The 18,464-nt window shown below is 41.4% G+C and carries 19 protein-coding genes and 1 riboswitch; of the genes, 12 read left to right on the forward strand and 7 right to left on the reverse strand.

Going from position 1 to position 18,464, the window contains the following annotated elements:
* Window positions 1-13: 13 nt before the first annotated feature.
* On the forward strand, window positions 14-757 hold the full coding sequence (locus P9989_RS03830; protein ID WP_283077498.1) for a YqjF family protein: 744 nt from the start codon (window positions 14-16) through the stop codon (window positions 755-757).
* A 77-nt stretch (window positions 758-834) separates the two neighbouring features.
* On the opposite strand, the gene P9989_RS03835 is transcribed toward P9989_RS03830, so the two are convergent.
* Window positions 835-2,571 carry an ABC transporter ATP-binding protein gene (locus tag P9989_RS03835; RefSeq protein WP_283077499.1) on the reverse strand — a complete coding sequence of 579 codons (1,737 nt, stop codon included), beginning with the start codon at window positions 2,569-2,571 and terminating at the stop codon, window positions 835-837.
* 233 nt (window positions 2,572-2,804) lie between these two features.
* Window positions 2,805-2,908: riboswitch (purine riboswitch) on the forward strand.
* A gap of 165 nt (window positions 2,909-3,073) precedes the next feature.
* Here P9989_RS03835 and P9989_RS03840 point away from each other — a divergent pair.
* The 4 genes from P9989_RS03840 to P9989_RS03855 all read left to right on the forward strand — a co-directional run bounded on the left by P9989_RS03840 (window position 3,074) and on the right by P9989_RS03855 (window position 7,471).
* Window positions 3,074-3,961 (forward strand): 5'-methylthioadenosine/S-adenosylhomocysteine nucleosidase, encoded by an 888-nt coding sequence (locus P9989_RS03840; RefSeq protein WP_283077500.1) that lies wholly within the window; start codon window positions 3,074-3,076, stop codon window positions 3,959-3,961.
* 188 nt (window positions 3,962-4,149) lie between these two features.
* Window positions 4,150-5,691 carry a BCCT family transporter gene (locus P9989_RS03845; protein ID WP_283077501.1) on the forward strand — a complete coding sequence of 514 codons (1,542 nt, stop codon included), beginning with the start codon at window positions 4,150-4,152 and terminating at the stop codon, window positions 5,689-5,691.
* A gap of 132 nt (window positions 5,692-5,823) precedes the next feature.
* Entirely contained in the window at window positions 5,824-6,726 is a 903-nt protein-coding gene (locus P9989_RS03850) for an ABC transporter ATP-binding protein (protein WP_283077502.1), read from the forward strand.
* 4 nt (window positions 6,727-6,730) lie between these two features.
* Entirely contained in the window at window positions 6,731-7,471 is a 741-nt protein-coding gene (locus tag P9989_RS03855) for an ABC transporter permease (protein ID WP_283077503.1), read from the forward strand.
* 335 nt (window positions 7,472-7,806) lie between these two features.
* Here P9989_RS03855 and P9989_RS03860 read toward each other — a convergent pair whose 3' ends face one another.
* The 3 genes from P9989_RS03860 to P9989_RS03870 form a co-directional block, all read right to left on the reverse strand.
* A complete protein-coding gene (locus P9989_RS03860) occupies window positions 7,807-8,394 on the reverse strand; it encodes a TasA family protein (protein WP_283077504.1) in 588 nt (195 codons plus the stop codon).
* A gap of 76 nt (window positions 8,395-8,470) precedes the next feature.
* Window positions 8,471-9,049 carry a signal peptidase I SipW gene (sipW, locus tag P9989_RS03865; protein WP_283077505.1) on the reverse strand — a complete coding sequence of 193 codons (579 nt, stop codon included), beginning with the start codon at window positions 9,047-9,049 and terminating at the stop codon, window positions 8,471-8,473.
* The gene (locus P9989_RS03870) at window positions 9,046-9,513 is read right to left on the reverse strand and encodes a SipW-dependent-type signal peptide-containing protein (RefSeq protein WP_283077506.1); all 468 of its coding nucleotides are present in this window, start codon (window positions 9,511-9,513) and stop codon (window positions 9,046-9,048) included. The genes sipW and P9989_RS03870 overlap by 4 nt, the downstream gene beginning before the upstream one ends.
* 515 nt (window positions 9,514-10,028) lie before the next feature.
* On the opposite strand from P9989_RS03870, the gene P9989_RS03875 reads away from it, so the two are divergent.
* From P9989_RS03875 to P9989_RS03890, 4 genes are all read left to right on the forward strand, one after another.
* Window positions 10,029-10,745 carry an FAD-dependent oxidoreductase gene (locus P9989_RS03875; protein WP_283077507.1) on the forward strand — a complete coding sequence of 239 codons (717 nt, stop codon included), beginning with the start codon at window positions 10,029-10,031 and terminating at the stop codon, window positions 10,743-10,745.
* A 183-nt stretch (window positions 10,746-10,928) separates the two neighbouring features.
* Complete coding sequence (locus P9989_RS03880) at window positions 10,929-11,117, forward strand: hypothetical protein (protein ID WP_283077508.1); 189 nt, start codon at window positions 10,929-10,931, stop codon at window positions 11,115-11,117.
* A 234-nt stretch (window positions 11,118-11,351) separates the two neighbouring features.
* A complete protein-coding gene (locus P9989_RS03885; protein WP_283077509.1) occupies window positions 11,352-11,675 on the forward strand; it encodes a hypothetical protein in 324 nt (107 codons plus the stop codon).
* Window positions 11,676-11,773: 98 nt separating this feature from the next.
* Window positions 11,774-12,811, forward strand: a complete 1,038-nt coding sequence (locus P9989_RS03890; protein ID WP_283077510.1) for a MerR family transcriptional regulator — start codon at window positions 11,774-11,776, stop codon at window positions 12,809-12,811.
* A 150-nt stretch (window positions 12,812-12,961) separates the two neighbouring features.
* Here P9989_RS03890 and P9989_RS03895 read toward each other — a convergent pair whose 3' ends face one another.
* The 3 genes from P9989_RS03895 to P9989_RS03905 all read right to left on the reverse strand — a co-directional run bounded on the left by P9989_RS03895 (window position 12,962) and on the right by P9989_RS03905 (window position 16,672).
* Window positions 12,962-14,479, reverse strand: coding sequence for an FAD-dependent oxidoreductase (locus P9989_RS03895; RefSeq protein ID WP_283077511.1), 1,518 nt, complete (start codon window positions 14,477-14,479; stop codon window positions 12,962-12,964).
* Window positions 14,480-14,697: 218 nt separating this feature from the next.
* Window positions 14,698-15,150: a KGG domain-containing protein gene (locus tag P9989_RS03900; RefSeq protein ID WP_283077512.1), complete on the reverse strand. Its 453-nt coding sequence runs from the start codon at window positions 15,148-15,150 to the stop codon at window positions 14,698-14,700.
* A 106-nt stretch (window positions 15,151-15,256) separates the two neighbouring features.
* Window positions 15,257-16,672, reverse strand: a complete 1,416-nt coding sequence (locus P9989_RS03905) for a DUF2254 domain-containing protein (protein WP_283077513.1) — start codon at window positions 16,670-16,672, stop codon at window positions 15,257-15,259.
* 233 nt (window positions 16,673-16,905) lie between these two features.
* Between P9989_RS03905 and P9989_RS03910 the strand changes: the two genes are divergently transcribed.
* From P9989_RS03910 to P9989_RS03920, 3 genes are all read left to right on the forward strand, one after another.
* The gene (locus tag P9989_RS03910) at window positions 16,906-17,115 is read left to right on the forward strand and encodes a hypothetical protein (protein ID WP_283077514.1); all 210 of its coding nucleotides are present in this window, start codon (window positions 16,906-16,908) and stop codon (window positions 17,113-17,115) included.
* Window positions 17,116-17,338: 223 nt separating this feature from the next.
* Window positions 17,339-17,524 carry a hypothetical protein gene (locus P9989_RS03915; protein WP_283077515.1) on the forward strand — a complete coding sequence of 62 codons (186 nt, stop codon included), beginning with the start codon at window positions 17,339-17,341 and terminating at the stop codon, window positions 17,522-17,524.
* 225 nt (window positions 17,525-17,749) lie between these two features.
* Window positions 17,750-18,442 carry a DnaD domain-containing protein gene (locus P9989_RS03920; RefSeq protein WP_283077516.1) on the forward strand — a complete coding sequence of 231 codons (693 nt, stop codon included), beginning with the start codon at window positions 17,750-17,752 and terminating at the stop codon, window positions 18,440-18,442.
* The last annotated feature ends 22 nt before the right edge of the window (window positions 18,443-18,464 follow it).

Here is an 18,464-nt window from a genome sequence, read left to right on the forward strand (position 1 = left end):
TAGGAGAATAGTGATGTATAAGAACATCCTGGAAAGCATACAGCACCGTGTTTCCCCGTTACCCCGCGGCCCCTGGGTTATGACACAGAAATGGGAGCATTTATTGTTCATGCATTTGCCGGTTCCCAAAGAAGTATTGGCACAACATATTCCGAAAGAATTAGAAGTAGATACGTTCGAGGGCCAGGCTTGGATCACAATTATTCCTTTTATGGTTAGTGATATGCGCCTGCGAAACCTGCCATCCATTCCTTATTTGAAATCATACTTAGAATTAAATGTACGGACTTATGTAAGGTGCAACGGCCTTTCTGGCATCTACTTTTTTAGTCTCGATGCTGATAAAATCCTTGCTATATTAGGTGCCAGATTAGCAACACTTCCATACTATTATGCCAATATGACGATGAATGAAGGGAGAGAAGATGACTTTCACTACAAAAGTGTCCGCAAAGGTAGTACTGAAGCTTCCTTCAAAGGGAGTTATCGACCCATTTCGACGTATTATTACCCGGGAAATGATAGTCTTTCTTTTTGGCTGCTGGAAAGATACCATTTATGGACTATAAAAAAAGGGGTGCTATTTAGGGGTGACATTCATCATAAGCAGTGGAAAGTGCACGATGCAAAGGCGGCTGTAGAAGGTTTTTATACCCTCATTCCATTCTTACCTGATAGTATTAGCAAGGAAAAACTCCTTTTTCATTATGCGTCTTCTCAGCGAGTATTGATTTGGAGAATTAAAAAAGTCGAATGAAGGAGCTCCCGTAATCAAGCCATTAGGAAGCTCTATTTTTTAATAGGAAAATAGCTAAGCTCGATTTTTCAAATCCTTCATCTCAATTGCTGCTCTGCAAACTCACTATACAAGTCATGAGACTGGACCAGGTCATGATGAGTGCCTATCCCTGTAATTCTTCCTTGTTCGATAAACACGATTTGATCTGCGTTAACAATCGTTGATAATCGGTGCGCAATGATGAAAGTGGTGCGCCCTTCCATCAATCGGGATAAGGCGTGTTGGACCATTCTTTCTGACTGACTATCGAGGCTGGCGGTCGCTTCATCCATCATAAGGATTTTTGGATCTCTCAGAAAGGCGCGTGCGATGGCAATTCGCTGTCGCTGTCCACCGGAAAGCATGATCCCGCGTTCTCCTACTTCGGTGTTCAGCTTTTTCGGAAATTCGTTAATAAACTGTTTAGCATACGCCATCTCGGCTACCTCCCACAGCTTTTCATCGGAAATGGTTTCAGGATTTTCTAAGCCATAGCAGAGGTTTTCGCGGATGGTTCCTGCCATCATAGGACTGTCCTGGGAAACATATCCGATCTGTCTACGCCATGAATTCATCGATAGCTCCATTATGGAGGTATCTCCAATTGTGATATCGCCTGACGTTGGTTCGTAAAACCGTTCCAGTAAGCCGAATAGTGTCGTTTTTCCACCGCCGCTTGGGCCAGCGAAGGCGACCATCATGCCCGGCTGGACATCGAAGGATACGTCTTCTAATATTTGGTCCTTGCCGTTATAGGAAAAGGAAAGCTGGTTCACATGAATAGGAAGGTTCGTGATATCGATCGATTTACCTGTCTGGCCGAGTTCCACATCCTCATCCAGAATCTCGATGATCCTCTCTGTAGCGCCTGTCGCTTTTTGCAGCTGAGTAAAGAACATCGTGAATGAAGTGATTGGAAAAATGATCTGAAACAAGTAAAGTAAGAAAGCGACCAGAGACCCGGTGGTCATCGTTCCATCTGCCACTCGAATACCTCCATAGCCGATTATCACAACAATAACGGCCATAATAACGAGATACATAAGAGGGCCAATCAAGGCAAATATTCGCCCTTCTTTTAATCCGTAAGAAAGCAGGCTGTTGATGCCTGTCATTCCCTTTGTTTCATCGTACTTCTCCGCATTAGACGCCTTCATTAATCGAACTTCACTTAGCGTTTGCTGAATGCTGCTTGTAAAGCTGGCTGTTTCATCTTGCAGGCCGCGAGAAATCTTCGCCATTCTCCTTCCTAGAGGAATCATAATCAGCGTTGTGATCGGAACCGAAATCAGCATAATCAACGTCATTTTCCAGTCCATAATAAAAAGGATGATAATGGCGCCGATGATTGTAATGATGCCTGTAATAAACTGGGGAAAGTGTTGGGAGATTAAATCTTTCACGATCCCCGTGTCATTCACGACCCGGCTGACCGACTCACCACTCGTTTTTGTATCAAAATAACCCACGGGCAAGCGAATCAGCTTGAACCACATCTTCTCCCTTAGCTTGGCCACAATCGTTTGGCCCACATAGGCGAGAGCATAGGTGGAAAAGCCATCAATCACTGCCTGAATAATAAACACGGCGCCAATGAGGAGAATCAGGGCAATACTCAACGAATCGACGGAAAAGCCATCGACCATTTCCCTTGTTAAAAGCGGGATAGTAAGGCCCACCATTGTCGTCAGAAGACTGCCGATCAAGCCCAAAGTTAAGGCCAATTTTGGAATGTTAGTTGAAAGGATAAGCGATATAAATGGTTTAAGGCTGCTCTTCTGTTCTTCTGCCATAACATGAACTCCTTTACTAAAGTCGTACTTCATCAAAACGTCCAGTGGATATCTGCTGGTATACATCACTACTATACCATTCATGGTCATGAATGAACGATTCCCACGAAAAAAATCAGTTTACCGAGATGAGGGGGTTAATAACCTTAAACACGAACAATATGTTAATAAGGTGAAATAATGTTCATGTTTTTGTTGATCCCTGCTTAAGAATTTGCTATATTAAGATCGTAATCATTTTAAATATCATTACTCGTATATGCTCGGTAATATGGTCTGAGTGTCTCTACCACGTTCCCAATGAAAGAACTGGACTACGAGTTAAAGTATTAAGCAACTGCTCGGCTTTTTTGCCGCTGCAAGTCTGGCATATATTTTACTTTTGCTTAGCTATACATACTCTGACTCCTACAGGTCTGGAAGGTAGAAGCCATTCTACACATTCTGGATCTTTTTATTCGGGCAATACTTCGAGTAGATCAAACATCTAGGAGGAACAGTTATGAACAACAACATGCTCAACAAGTACTTGAAAGCAGCCATTTTAACTGTATTCGTATTGGCGGTTCTGGCAGGGTGCTCATCTTCTTCACAATCTACAGCTGCTCAGCAGGAAGAAACACCGCGGCCGATATTAATTGAAGGACCAATGCCGATCGAGATTGAGAAACTTCTCGAGAAACTGGATAATATGGAAAAAGAAACATCAGGAACGTTTGAATTTTATAAGGGAACGATCGACGATTATCCTGTAATTCTTGCGAAAACGGGGAAAGGGATGGAGAACACAGCGGCTGCCACAGCTGTAGCCATTGAAAGATATAATCCAATTGCGATCATCAATCAAGGAACATCTGGTGGTCATGACCCTGAATTACATGTGTTTGATATTGTGTTAGGAAAAAGAACGACGAACATAGGTTCATTAAAGACGGGTCATAGAAAAGATGGGGAAGGAATCGCTCCAAAAGAATGGAAGCCGATGGATTTAATGGCGTCTGAAGGGAGTGCAGGGGAAGACCCTGATGCAGAGAGCATCCGTTATTACGAGGGAGATCAGGATCTACTCGCAGCGGCTAACGCCGTGAAAGATCAATACACAAAAGGCGAAGTGGTCGAGGGAACGATCGGCTCTGCTGATGTCTGGAATAATGAAATAGACCGGATTCAATGGTTCCATGAAAAATACGGGACATCTGTTGAGGAAATGGAAAGTGCTGCAGCTGCACAAATCGCTAAAGCTTATGAGGTTCCTTTCCTGGCGATCCGAATTCTTTCCAATAATAAAACGAATGGCGGGGAATACAACCCCAATACAGCAGCGGCCAATCAAGGCTACGTTTTGGAAGTAGTGAAACAATATATCTCTACACTTCAAACGGAGGACTAGTTTAAAGTCAACTGGAAATATTCTTGCATGATTGCGGAATGAAAAGCTGATCATAAGCATAAAACAAGCGGTCTTTCCCTGATTAGGGAAGGTCCGTTTTAATTTATGTAATTTTCTCTGTTATAAACTTTTCTTAAGCGGGTAGAAGAAGAGGAGGCACCGTGAAAGAACAAACAGAGGAGGATTAGATGAATCGTAAAAACTTAATTGACTACAAAATATTTGTGCCCGCATTATTGATTATAATCGGGATCAGCATACCTTTTGCCTTATATGAGGCAGAATCATTAGCCTTACTAAATTCTATCTTTGATTATATTGTAGAGGTGTTCAGCTGGGGCTATCTCTGGTATGGCATTATTCTTGTCGCTGCAGGATTATATTTATCATTTTCTAAATATGGTCAGGTGGTTCTCGGGGATCCGAATGAAAAGCCTGACTTTACATTCTTTGAGTATGCGTCGATTCTGATTGCCATGGGGGTTGGTTCGACGATTATGCGAACGGGGATGCTCCAATGGACGTCGGTAGCGAACGATCCTCCAATAGGGGTAGAACCAGGTTCCGCAGAAGCCCTTCTGTGGGGAAATGCCTACAGTATGTTTTTATGGGGATTCCAGGTTTTCGCTATTTTTGTGATGGCCGCTCCGGCAATGGGGTATATCCTGCACGTTAAAAAACGGCCGTTGATGAGGATATCTGAAGCTTGTCGAGTCGTCTTCGGTGATCGTTTTACTGATGGATGGGGCGGAAAAATGCTCGACATCCTATTTTTAATTAGTATTCTATCAGGTGCAGCCGTAACGTTAGGGCTGGGGACACCGATTATAACTCATAACTTATCGAATCTTTTAGGTATAGAAGTAAACTTTACCATGACCATTATTGTCACAGTCGTCTGGGTATTGCTATTCTCACTCAGTGCCTATCTAGGAGTTGATAAAGGGATCAAACGGTTAAGTACACTTAATATGTACTTAGCAGGAATCTTCGCTTTATTTATTCTGGTAGCAGGTCCTGGAGTGTTTATATTAAGCTATTTTACGGACACTATTTCTTTTCTATTATCTAATTATCTAACGATTTCTTTAAACACAGAGTCGGTCCATCAAGGACAAACCTCACACATGCAAAGCAACACCGTCTTCTGGTTTGCCTATAGTGCGACATGGGCCATGCTTCACAGCGTATTTGCTGCGAAAATTTCAAAAGGCAGAACGATCAAAGAAATGATTCTGACATATCTGCTCGCCCCAACCCTGCTTTCCTGGATGGCGACAGGTGTACTTGGCGGCCTAGGGGTTCACAAATATCTCACGGGAGATGGGTCAATTTTACAACTTGTTCAGGAAGAAGCAAGAATGGCCGCGATCCCAGAGATCTTATCGACCCTTCCATTTGGGGCTATCTCAATCATCATCTTTATGATCGTTGCCCTCATTTTCTTAACGACAACGCTTGATTCCACGACATACACGGTAGCGGCATATACCAGCACGAGGGACATGAGTAAACATGAACCACCAAAGCTTCTGCGTATTGTAATTTCTGTGGTTATTACAGGCGTGGCCCTTGTTCTGATGCGGATTGGCGGATTAGCACCGTTAGAAGTGATCTCAGGATTAATGGGACTGCCAATTATCTTTATTCAATTTATCCTCATTTACGCGGCGAAGCGGATGATGGATGAAGATCAGGCCTGGAAATATAATATTAGAAAAAAAGAATAATAGACAAAGCCTCCCATCAGTTTAAATTGGTGAGAGGCTTTGTTTTTGAAAAATTCATGAAACTTTCCCACACATCGAACGTATTACTACAAGAGCTGTGCGATCACATTATTATTATAGGGAGAGGGAACCATGGAACATGTAATCACCGTCGAAAATGTATCCAAGTCTTTTGGCGAGGTGCAGGCTGTTCAGGACATATCGTTTTCAGTACAAAAAGGGGAAATCTTCGGCATCATCGGTCCAAACGGGGCAGGGAAAACAACCACACTCGGAATGCTTGAAGGAATAAGTAAGCCGACCCAGGGCAGCATTGATGTGCTTGGACTTATTCCCAGTAAGCACCTCAGAGATTTAAACAAGCGGATTGGTGTTCAATTTCAGGCGACGGCCATCCAAAAGAAAATGAAAGTAAAAGAAGCGTTAGACCTTTTTTCATCTTTTTATGAAGGACCAACCCAGAAGGATTACCTGACTGAGTTATTAGGATTAGATGAAAAAATGAACGCTCACTTTGAAGACTTATCTGGCGGCTGGCAGCAGCGTGTCACGCTCGCGCTTGCGACCCTGCACAAGCCAGAACTGCTGTTTCTAGATGAACCCAGTATGGGGCTTGATCCTCACGCGCGCAGGGAAATGTGGTCATTGATCCGCCTGCTGAGGGAACAAGGATCTACGATTGTCATGACAACGCATTATATGGAGGAAGCCGAGAAACTTTGTGATCGTGTTGCCATGATTTATAACGGGCAGTTGAAGGCTCTCAATACGCCTGAAGCATTGCTGCACCAAATCGCCGGTCAATCCCTCATCGTCGAAAGCGATAGGCTGGACTATGATGACTTGCTGGCATTGCCTGGCGTCGTACGTGTTGAACAAGCAGGGGAGCAGTTTGTCCTCGTTAGCGAAGATCGGCAACAGACTGCTTATCATCTGTTTCATTACTGTCAGGAAAACGAAGTCGCACTTTTAGACTTTAAGTTTGAAAAAGGATCACTAGATGATTTGTTCATACATTACTTGGAAAAGGGGTAATAAGATGAAAGCCATTATAAAACTGTCTGGCATCGAAACTAAAATGTTTTTTAGGGATCGACTTAACGTGTTTTGGACGTTTTTATTCCCGGTTGCTATGATTTGGCTCTTCGGTTCCATGTTTGTGGGAGGTGAAATGAGCGGTCTGGCTTTCGCTGAAATGTTTGTTCCTTCCTGGATCGGTGTTAACATCGTTACCACATCATTCTTCACCCTAGGCACTGTATTAGCCGGATATAGGGAAACAGGTGTGTTAAGACGTTATCAATCTACCCCGCTCCAACCGTGGAAAATTCTCGCCGCCCATACGTTTCAGGGAACTGTGATTTTCTTCATATCGGCCATGCTGCTCATGGTGTTCGGCATGCTCATGTATGATCTTACGCTTCCAGACTATATTTGGAGTACGATACTCGGATTGATCATTAGTATTTTGGCCTTCTTCCCATTCGCATTATTTGTGACCTCTCTTGCTAAAAATACACAGGCTGCTGCTGCGATCAGTGCTCTATTCCTGAACCTGATGCTATTTTTATCTGGAGCTACCTTTCCACTAGAATTCATGCCCACCGTTCTTCAATATGCAGCCAAAGCCCTGCCGCTTTACTATGTCATTCAATTACTGAGGGGAACATGGAATGAAGCTCCCATTACGGACTACGGCTTAGAAGTCAGTGTGCTGATTGGGATCGGAATTGTTTCTGTCATCCTGGCGTCACGCTTTTTCCGTTGGAGCGAAAAATAATATAAAGCTGAAATATGGAGAGGTTATCTATAAATCTCCCAGGATCCTGAAAATTTCAGTTGCACACCTTCGTACAAAGAGGTAGATTTATACCTTAATAAGCTAATAAGCAAAAAGGTTCTTCACCTCCATAAATAAGTGTTTCTATCCAATCAAATTTAAATAGCTCGAATAGGCTTCATTCCCCCCCTAAAAAAGGTAGATAATTTTAAAAAGGGCAATACTGAAAAATAGATTGCCCTTTCGATTTTGCCGACATATCCCAAAGTATGTACTCAAATACGAATAAACCCATTTGAGATTTTTTGATACGAATAATCACTCATTGGGTAGACTTACTCGCCAGTTTGTTGCTTAGCATTAAACGTCCACTTAAGATTGATAGAATCTCCTTGATATTGGTTTTGCGGCTCATCCTTGTTAACAAATTCAAACTTGACAGCGAATAAGTTGGATTCGCCCGCTTCTAACCCAGCTCCGTGGCCGTCAACTTCTGGGTCAATTACATTTTCTCTTACAAGGTTAAGGGATTCTTCTGAAAGGTCCGCTAAAGTGGTCTCATAGACAACTGTATAATCTTTCGAGTCATTAATGAGGAAACTTAGCTCAATTTGTTCACCAAAGTCACCTGTATTATCCCCATTTACATCAGTTACACTATAATTCGATTCTAGAATGATCTCACTCATATCAAGGTTACCTATATTATTTAGAGAAAACTCCCTAATAATTTCATCGCCTGGCTTCATACTATCCAAATTAATTATATTTGCTTTACTCGTGGAAAGGTCCAAGGTCCCAGCCGCGAATGTACTGTTGGATACTTCTTGATCACTGAAGTATGCGTACGTTCCACCTCCTACTAATGATAGTCCAAGGGCTGCTGATGCAAGGCCTAAACTTAATTTCTTTTTAATACCCATTACTTTAACCTTCTCCTTTTCCTACCTATTCTGGGAATAGGTGAGCTTTAATATTTTGAACCCCTTTAGAGGGATATCAAGCGTCAGTTGTGGATGCTTCTTTCTTTTTCTCAGGCTCATCGATTTCCTTAAAGGCTTTCCAAATCATGGTGACTGAATAGAAGATGAGCAAAATTCCAGGCAGGACTACCAGTAGTGCACTGCCCTCTTTCGATTGAGCGTAGTGTAAAAGGTAACCAACAAATGGGACTGTAAAACCGGTATAAACAGCTTCAACATTTTTCGGGAGAACGGGTTTCGAATCGCGATTTTCGTTGTTGTCGCCCTTTGTAATATATACGGGGTAATTATCAGTACCCTTAACCTCGTTGATCCGGTGAGTGACGGTTGTGCCTTTGTCGGTCTTAAAAGTAATCACTTCACCCTGTTTTAATGTGGTTGATTCTTTAACGGGTTTTATTGCAATAATCGATCCCGTTTGAAAAGCTGGCTCCATCGAACCTGATAAAACCGTCTTAAATTGATAACCAAAAATATTGGGTTCGCCACCGGACACTTTTGAGGAAATAACCACAAAAGCCATAAAAATTAATAGAATAAACAGAAGAGTGGTCACTGCGCTGCTTAGCCAATTTTTAAGAGTACGGAATCTCATTTTTTCTCCTCACTTTTAAGCAATTGTTTTTTATCTCCAGCGTCCATTTCATTTGAATTTTCCTGGGCCGTTTCATCCTGTTTCTTCTCCGCAGACTGACTATTATTGGCCGATTCATTTTGAATAGATTCTTCCGTGTCCTGGGCTTTTTCTGAAGTTTCTTTATCTGTAGTGTCTTTTTCTGTTAGGTCTGGCTCATCTGTTGTTGTTTTAGTTTGATCCTTTTTTACTTCTTTTGTCTCTGGTTGTTCCTTGTTCTTTGGCTTGTCTTCTTGGTCAGTGGACTTTTGTTTGGCTTCTGGAACAGAGGATTTCTGCTTGATATCTTGATCGGGTGTTTTTTGTGTATCCTCGTTGACTGGCTCCGCATTCTCATTTTCAATTTCCCATGTTCCCGCCGCAATAGTACCAGAGGCCACTTCTGTATCGGTGAAGTAAGCATTCGTTGCAGAAGTTAAATTCATTAAACCAATCAATGTAATAAAAAGGATAAGACCCAATTGCATAAAAAAGATAGAAAACCAGTGTTTATGTATAAAAGTTCTTACTCGCTTATGGTTAATAGTGCTCGATACCTCCTTTTCGTGTACAAAAAGAGCAGAGATTCGACTGCTCTCCCTTTTTTAAAGCTCTTAACAAGTATTTCTGTCGTTATGTTACAAATTCCTTTCTTTTATTTCAGAAAATTACAAAACAGTAAAAAAGTAATGTTAAAAGGTGGGCAAATTGTAATGTTTTACAAAAAGGACTTTGTATTGGCAATGGATAAGCTTTCTCTAATTAAAAGGAGTATATCAATTGGGGTATTTACCCAAGATTCAATCTTCGTTAAGTACTTCAAGTAGTCTCGTTTACCGGTTTTATTTAAATACATATGACACGTCATAATGGTAAAGGATATAAACAATTAAGCGGCTAGTACGTAACTGAAGTCAGCATCTATCATGCGAAAAAAATACTAGCAGTTAAGGAGTAACTCATGGCGACTTATCATGTTAAATTACTAAAAAAAGAAACAATAGCGAACGATACGATGGCTTTTCATTGGGAAAAGCCGAAGGGGTTTGAATTTAAAGCCGGGCAGCATTGTGAGATGACCCTGGCCAACTCAGAGGTGACGAAAGAAGAGAAAAAGCGCGTCTTTTCAATGGCTTACGCCCCGTTTGAAAAAGATGTGGTGACAGCCACTCGCATGTCTGATTCAACTTTTAAAGAGCTTTTGAAGGATTTCCCGGAAGGAGCAGAAGTGAAATTTAGTGAGCCAAGTGGTGATTTCACCTTGCACAATGCTGACACTACACCGGCTGTATTTATTATCGGCGGGATCGGTATCACGCCTGTACGAAGCATCATTGCTCAGGCGACATACGATAAGATGCCTCACAAGATCACCTTAATGTATTCGAATAATACGCCTGAAGATGTAGCGTTCATGACCGATTTGAAGGGCTTTGCAGAAAGGAATTCAAATTTCTCATTTGTACCCGTTATGACTGAAACTCAGGCCGGAGAATGGAATGGAGAAACAGGTTTTATTGACGCCAATATGCTGAAAAGACATGTACCAGATATTAGCGCCCCCATTTACTATCTATCCGGTCCTGCTGGTATGGTTCAAGATATGCGTAAAATGCTGACTGAGGCGGGAGCTAACGAAGCCAATATCCGTACAGAGGAATTTTCAGGTTATGAATGATTTCCATTTGTTTTGTCAAGGCTCCACGCGGGCAGTTGATGAATAACAATGACAGGGAATAAGTGTGGGTAAGTTACGGTGAGAGAAAATATAAATAGGAACTATTTGGAAGTAAACGTCTGTTTTATGATATAATAAAATGAATAACGGACAAAATTTTCCAAATGGGAGGATCACAACGATATGGGTACTTTCTCAGCTTTCTTACTCATTGTATTAGCTGTTTTAGTGGATTTCTTCTGGATTGATGTCAACCGAAAACGCTGGGGCTGGATGAAAAACTGGTCTAAGTTTCACAAGGTTATGTTTTTTTCGGGATTTATCGCTGTTTCCCTAATCATTTATGTTGGGTTAAGTCTAGAGTACATCTAACTAAGGTAGTATCTGTGATAATGCCTTTTTGTAAAAGACAGTCTTTCAAATGGGCGACGGCAGACGCTGTCTTGGGACTTGCTTGGTTCTTCACAAAATTATAAGAAAGAAGAGACAGTGGAGAAGCAGTTCCTTGCAGCCGTTCCTTTTTCACGGTATGATCTCGAACATGATTATTGCCTTATGAGCTGTTAAGTTGGTAAAATAGTACCGGCTGTAAGTGGAGGTGGTAGCATGAACAGCGATATTGTATTTTATTCAACAGCTTTCATAGGGCATCTAATAGCCTTTAGTTTGGCATTAGTTATTTTTTCTACGATATTTCTTCATCATAAGAATAAAGGCTACATGATATTAACAGCTATTATAATATTAAATGTTTACACATTGATTATCGGTTTTGAATTCTCAACTCGGATGGGGCTTGGATTTGCACTTATTGATGGGTGTATAGGGACCGTGACATATTTAGTGATTCGAAGGAAAAGAGTCCAAGTCAATAGTAAGAAAAGTGAGCGAAGAGTTAAGAATACACGGTCGTCGAGAAGGAGCTTGTAAAATCAAGCTCTTTTCTTATGGAATTTTTTCTGAAATTCCTTTACCTTTACGCTGCGTTACCCTCTATAGTAGGTAAAAGAAAGGGAGGATAATACATAATGAAAATTACTGAAGCAGCCAAAGTCTTACATACCACGCCAAGAACTATTCGGTTTTACGAAGAAAAGGAATTAGTGAGGCCGCGAAAAGGTGAAAATGACTATCGGTATTATGGGGAAGCGGATTTGTGGAAACTGCAAACGATTTTGGCGTTACGAGAAGTGGGAATGTCAACTGGGCAGATAAAAGGGGCGTTGGAGGGGGAAGTTGATCGAGAAGCCTATTTAAATCTGCAGCGTTCAGCATTATATGAGGAGTGGCTTCAAATCAAGGACATGATTACAACTATAGATGAAATGCTATCTAAACAAAAAGAAACGACACTTACGACCGAGGATATCTTTACTTTGGCACATCAACTTAAAGTGACGAAACAGATGCGGAAAAGCTGGGAGGATCAATGGAACTTTAATGAGCAGGCAAAAAAGTATGACCAAAGTATTAAAACGACTGGCTATCGTTTTAATGTCCATGAGCATTACCAGGAGGCGCTAGGGAAGGTAAGCGAATTAATCAAGGCTGCGCCCGAGGAATGGGGAGTAGATATAGGGACGGGAACAGGTAATTTGGCTGCTAAATTCATAGAAAATGGAGCAAATATCATTGGTGTGGATCAGTCGGAGGAAATGTTAAAAGTCTGTTCTCAAAAGTATCCTGAGATGGATTTGCGCCACGGCCATTTTCTGTCACTGCCAGTTATGGATCATCAAGCTGATTTTGTCGTTTCCAGCTATGCCTTACACCATATTCCTGATCAGGAAAAGGAATTGGCACTGGCTGAGATGAATCGGGTATTAATGGAGTCTGGTCGGATTGCGATAGCGGATCTGATGTTTGAAAATGAAGAAGAGAAGGTTCGAGTGCTGAGCCGGTATGAGCAGGAAGGAAATCAGGAAGCTATTGAGGCGATACAGGATGAATATTATGCAGATCGTTCAAAACTCATTGATTGGTTTGAGACCCAAGGATATAACGTAAAAGCCTTCCAATTAAATGCTATTCTGCATGTTTTATATGCTGAAAAAGGTAACGCTTAGTCGTATGAATACACTTATAGTTAGAACGCTTACCAATAATGAGGGGGTAAGCGTTCTTTGTGCATATACATTTTATAACGGCCCCCGTACGATTACCATTCTCGTCGCCCCACTAGGGGAATCCATGCTTGCTTGGTATGGAGTGAGCTGTTATTCAGATAACTTTTTCAATGGTTTGGTGGCAGGGCCTTCGATTACTTCTCCGTCTGTCGTGAACCTTGATCCATGACAAGGGCAGTCCCATGACCGTTCAGCCTTGTTCCAAGAGACATCACACCCCATATGTGTACATGTCGTATCCACAAGGCTCAGGTTGCCGGCTGCATCTTTATAGGCTCCGACTTTATTCCCCTTGTAATGGACAACAGCTCCATCATCGTGCTCGAGTTCTTCCAGCTTCTTATCTTTTCGGTTTAACTTTCCTTTAACAAATTCTTTTGCGACATCCGCATTCTCTTTAGTAAAATTTTTCAGATCCTGCTTAGCGTGAAAACGTGATGGGGAAAACAGTTCTTTGTAGGGATTACTCCTCTGTCTGATCTGATCACTAATCAATGTTGCTGCAATCGTTCCATTCGTCATTCCCCATTTAGCAAACCCTGTGGCGACATAAATATTCGGTTGCTTTTCTGTAATCGGCCCGATGTATGGCAGGTTGTCCATTGTACTTGGATCCTGGGATGACCAGCGATACGGGATGTCCTTAACTTCAAAGTGCTCGTCTGCAAAAGAGGACAAGTTCTCATAATGGGCAAGAGGATCGTCGTGCTGTCCACTCGTGTGGCTTTCGCCGCCCACTAATAGGAGGGGTTCACCTGAATCGTCTTTGGCATAACGTAAAGATCGTTTAGGCTGGTCTGCATTCAAGTACATTCCCTCTGGGATTTTACTGGAAGTTTTAACGGCAATCGAATAGGAACGTTCGACGTGAAGACGGGCAAAATACATATTATCGATATCCTTAAAAGGAAAATGGGAAGCCATCACTACATGATCGGAAGTAACGGAATAGCCATCTCTTGTCGTTACTTCGGGTTGGCTGCCTTTCTCTATATCCACCGCTCGAGTGTTCTCGAAGATCAGCGTGTCCTTTTTCTGCAGCTCTCGAACCAGGAACCTCAGATACTTAAGGGGATGAAATTGTGCTTGATCATTTAACTTAATCGCAGACTGTACGGAGAAGGGAAGAGGAGGGTCCTGTACTAGCCCGCCGTCTATACCTAATGCTTCATATGCTTGCGCTTCTTGCTCTATTTTTTCTATCGATGAGGAGGTCTCCCCATAAACGTACGCATCCTGATAGGAAAAGTCACAGTCGATATCATGCTCGGAGCGGATGTGATCGATCAACGTTAAGGCGTCCTGGTTGGCTTGATAGTAAAGCTTAGCCTTCTCTTCCCCTAAGGTCTCCATAAGATGGGAGTAGATTAACCCATGCTGGGAGGTAATCTTTGCGGTTGTATATCCAGTTGTACCTTCTATAATCTTGCCGGCCTCTAACAAAATCACGTTGTGCCCTTGTTTCGTCAGCAAATAAGCTGTTGTAATCCCGGTAATCCCAGCCCCAATGACCGTTACATCAGCTTGTCTATCTTCAGAAAGTGTCGGAAATGTTTCAATTGGTAAATCTCTCCACAGGGAGTTAGATGTGTGCGGTATGTGACTCAAGATAAACCCTCCTCGTTTTAGTGAAATGCTATGCGTATTTTTAGTCTTTCCTGTTAATTAGCAGCTTTTTAACCATTAGCTAGTGGAACTGGTCACTTTTAAGTGGACATTTAGTTCAGCGCCTGGATGGGTAACGTTTAAAAGTACTACGGGAAATCTATGCAGCCCTGATAATAAAAGGCCTGTCCTTAATAGAACAGGCCTTCGTTTTAAGATTATTATGATTGGTTATTGTTACCGCTGCTTCGTTTACCGCCTTTTGCGCCAATTTCTTCATAGAATTTCTTGTCATGTTCCTGAGAAGTTGTTTCTCCACCTTTTTGTCCGATGTCTTGATAGAAATCCTTGCTGTGCTCCTGAGAAGTCGTTTCTCCACCTTTTTGTCCGATGTCTTGATAGAAATCCTTGCTGTGCTCCTGAGAAGTCGTTTCTCCACCTTTTTGTCCGATGTCTTGATAGAAATCCTTGCTGTGCTCCTGAGAAGTCGTTTCTCCGCCTTTTTCTCCGATGTCTTGATAGAAATCTTTACCGTGTTCCTGAGAAGTCGTTTCTCCGCCTTTTTGCCCGATGTCTTGATAGAATTCCTTGTCATGTTCCCTGGAGGTCTTGTTTCCGCCTTTTTGTCCGGCTTCCTCATAGCTCATTTTGTTCGTGTTTTTGTTAGTTGCCATTTTCAATTCCTCCTTTAAATAAGTTATTCGTACAATACCTCAATAGATGGGGAAGATAAACGTAGTTTCCTTATAAAGTAGATTTCTTAATATTATTGAAATGTTTTTAATATTTTTCATCATATTTCATATAAGACCTTTCGGATTGTTTGGATATATGTTCAATCAGGTTCTTATAGTTATCCTTATTTCCTGTTGTTTCTGCGATATTATATAACCCATCATAAAACTTCTTTTGATCTAAATGATGCATATATTCATATTCGAATCCACTAGCTGTGTAGACGGCAAAGTCCCAGACATGGTGGTGATCTCGTTTGCTGACTCCTCGGGCAATCGCATCCAATACCCTCAGAAGCTCAACTGTGATAACCACGTTGTTTCTTGCATAATGACGTATGGAAGCGAACCCAATATAGAGGTAGTCTTCAAAATCGAGATTTTGTAAAATGAGACGAAGATTCTGGTCTTTGTCAGTTAAATAAGGTGTAAATTTGGCTTTTTGCGAAATGTTGATCAATAAATCGCCAATTTCATAAATGGTCCCTGACGCTGTTTTAGGATCATCATTCCCCAGGGCACGGATCGCAATCTCGACAAATTTATTTATACTGAATTCAATATCCTGAATTTCTGTTTGGCTCTTTCCCATATGAAACATCTCTTTATACTTATATTCATCAATCGTAGTGGTCTCGTTTTTCTTCCAATAGGTTAGGATGGGGGTGGAAGCAAAGACGAAGTTTCCAACTTTATATTCGAGGTGAATAATAAGATCATCCTTACTAGCTTGTTCTATCATTGGAACGAAATCAATAGTTTGCAAATACCCAGAATTGTCAATCCCGATACTATGCCCCTGATCCTTAGGGATTTGTTCGACAATTGTATTGTTATCTTTCACCCTGTAAGGCTCAAGCTCGCTAAGCAGGGAATTATTAATGATATTAAGTGATTCGCGTTTCATATCCCCGGTCATATTGGATACTTGAAGCCAGGTAACGATATGATTAATAAAAAAGGTGAAAGCACCTAGTGATAAAGCAGTTAAAAGGGTGGCCGTGACCGGAATCAGGCAATATTGTGAGGTGGTTTCCCCATTAAGGAACAATAAACAAAGCAAGACATACATGAAGCTCCCGATAAAGATTCCTAGAGTTCGTTGTGTCCCTCTCGTCATCATGAAATTTTTGAGTATTCTTGGTGAGAATTGACTGGCAAAGGTAGTCAGAGCCGTTAAGACACCATAAAAAGTGAAGGAGGTTAACGATAATAGCCCTGCTGTTAAAGTACTCAGAATCGTACTGGTTAATTGAAAGCCTGCACTAAGCACAGAGGGCATCATCTGCCCAAATTCCATCTTCAGATCGGCCCAAACAGTTACAGCAAAAAGCAGCAGAGCGATGCCTGCATAGATGATCGGCGTCACCCAAAGGTTAGAATAGATTTGATGCCATTTTTCTCGTTTAGACATATTTTTGTACTTTTTAATTATAGTTTGAAGTTTGTACTTCTCCTTCATTGTGACACTCCTATATGGCATTGTGTATATTTCCTTCTATACCCTTTCTTGTGCGTATGCTAATCTAGTATAGGTGTAATTTTTCTATTATATAACGCCCATCTAAATCATAATCTGCTGCAAGTATTACCTTACCTTCAAAATGTAATCAAACTGTTAGGTGATAGACATGTTAATCACCTGATTCACATGTTACCATTTAGTTGAAGTCACCTAATCTGGAGGAGATAATAGTGAGTGATTATCAATCAGGAGAGTTGATACAGAAGCGGTGCAGACAATGTTTCCACGATGAAGCGAAAATCTTGAAAGTGGATCGTAAGGATTTTCATGACAAAAAGGCAGCTTTTATCTGGTGCCAATGTCCGGAGTGCGGAATGAATGATGGTGAACTTATTCCAGAAGGATACCAACAAGAATCAGACATTCTTCAAAAGAAGTAATATCAATAAAAAATGGGATCAGAACAGCTTTTACAGGGCTGTTCTGAACTTCTGTACTAAATAGGTAACAGTAAAGGAAGGGCCAGGAATGATCTGGTCCTTCCTTTTCTAATGCAATAAGCCGCTCCCCTTAATGGTTTTATTAGGAGAAATTGGGATACGATAGATACAAGAACATCTATCCAGATTGTTGAATAGACAAGGCTGAGAAGGGACGGTTGAAATGGATTTTTCGAATAGCCAGAAACTGATGGCGGGATTCTTCATAGGTATTATGATGGCAGTAGGGTTTCAAGTAGGTTTATCTCTTACAGATCATGTTGCTATGAGTATTATCATTGCATGCGCAGCGGGCATGGTCGCACGGTTTATTTGTTACTTGCTCATTAGAGCTTTAAATCATCGATAGGTCTCGATGAATGGCCATATCGTTTTCAGTAAGCTCTCCGTCAGGATCTGACGGGGAGCTTTTTGATGAGCAAGGCCTGGGAGGAAGCCTTGGAAAAATACTTTTTTATATTTTAATTTCATAGACACCTGATCCGCGCGGCATACGATTATAGGTATAGAAGGAGCTAGCGACTAAGAAAGAGAGCTGGCTGACCTTCATGACCATATCAAGGAGGAATTACTAATGAACTATTTAAAGGAAATCAATGCATTTTATAATCAGCTTGAGGTTAACCCGCTATCTGGATCAGCGAATTCGTTATGGCATGCGCTTCTGCACATTAACAATAAAGCCGGGTGGAAAAAGGAGTTTACGGTAGCTGCATCAGTGTTATGTTCGAAAGCAGGCTTGAGTGACGGGACTTTCAAACGAGCGCGAAATGAGTTGAAACAAAAAGGCTATATTATCCATAAAGCGAGGGGTTCAAATTTGAGTGCGGTCTACGAGATGATCTCCGTGCAGACAATAATGGACTACAGTGCTTTCCGTAATGATTCCCCATTAGTTAAACAAAAAAAGAAACAGAAAGAAGTAGTACAAGTAGTCGGCCCAAATCTCCATTCTTTTTACGAACAAAATATTGGAACAGTTACTCCGTTCATCGCAGAGATGATGAAAGAATGGTGTGAGGAGCTGTCGGAAGAATTAGTGATGGAAGCTTTGAAAATTGCTGTACGCCAAAATAAATTATTTTTCCAGTACATTGATGGGATTTTAAGGCAATGGAAGCAGAAGGGTGTAAGAAAGATAGCTGAGGTAAAAGAGGGTGTAGAAAGCCATAGTAAAGAATCTTTAAGAGACAAAAATAAGCGTATTTTTGACAAGCTGAGAGACAAGGGTGATCCATGGATTACTGTGCCAAGAACAGAGAGCTAAACAATTAACACGTTCATGAGAA

The organism is Halobacillus naozhouensis, assembly GCF_029714185.1.
Lineage (GTDB): Bacteria > Bacillota > Bacilli > Bacillales > Halobacillaceae > Halobacillus_A > Halobacillus_A naozhouensis.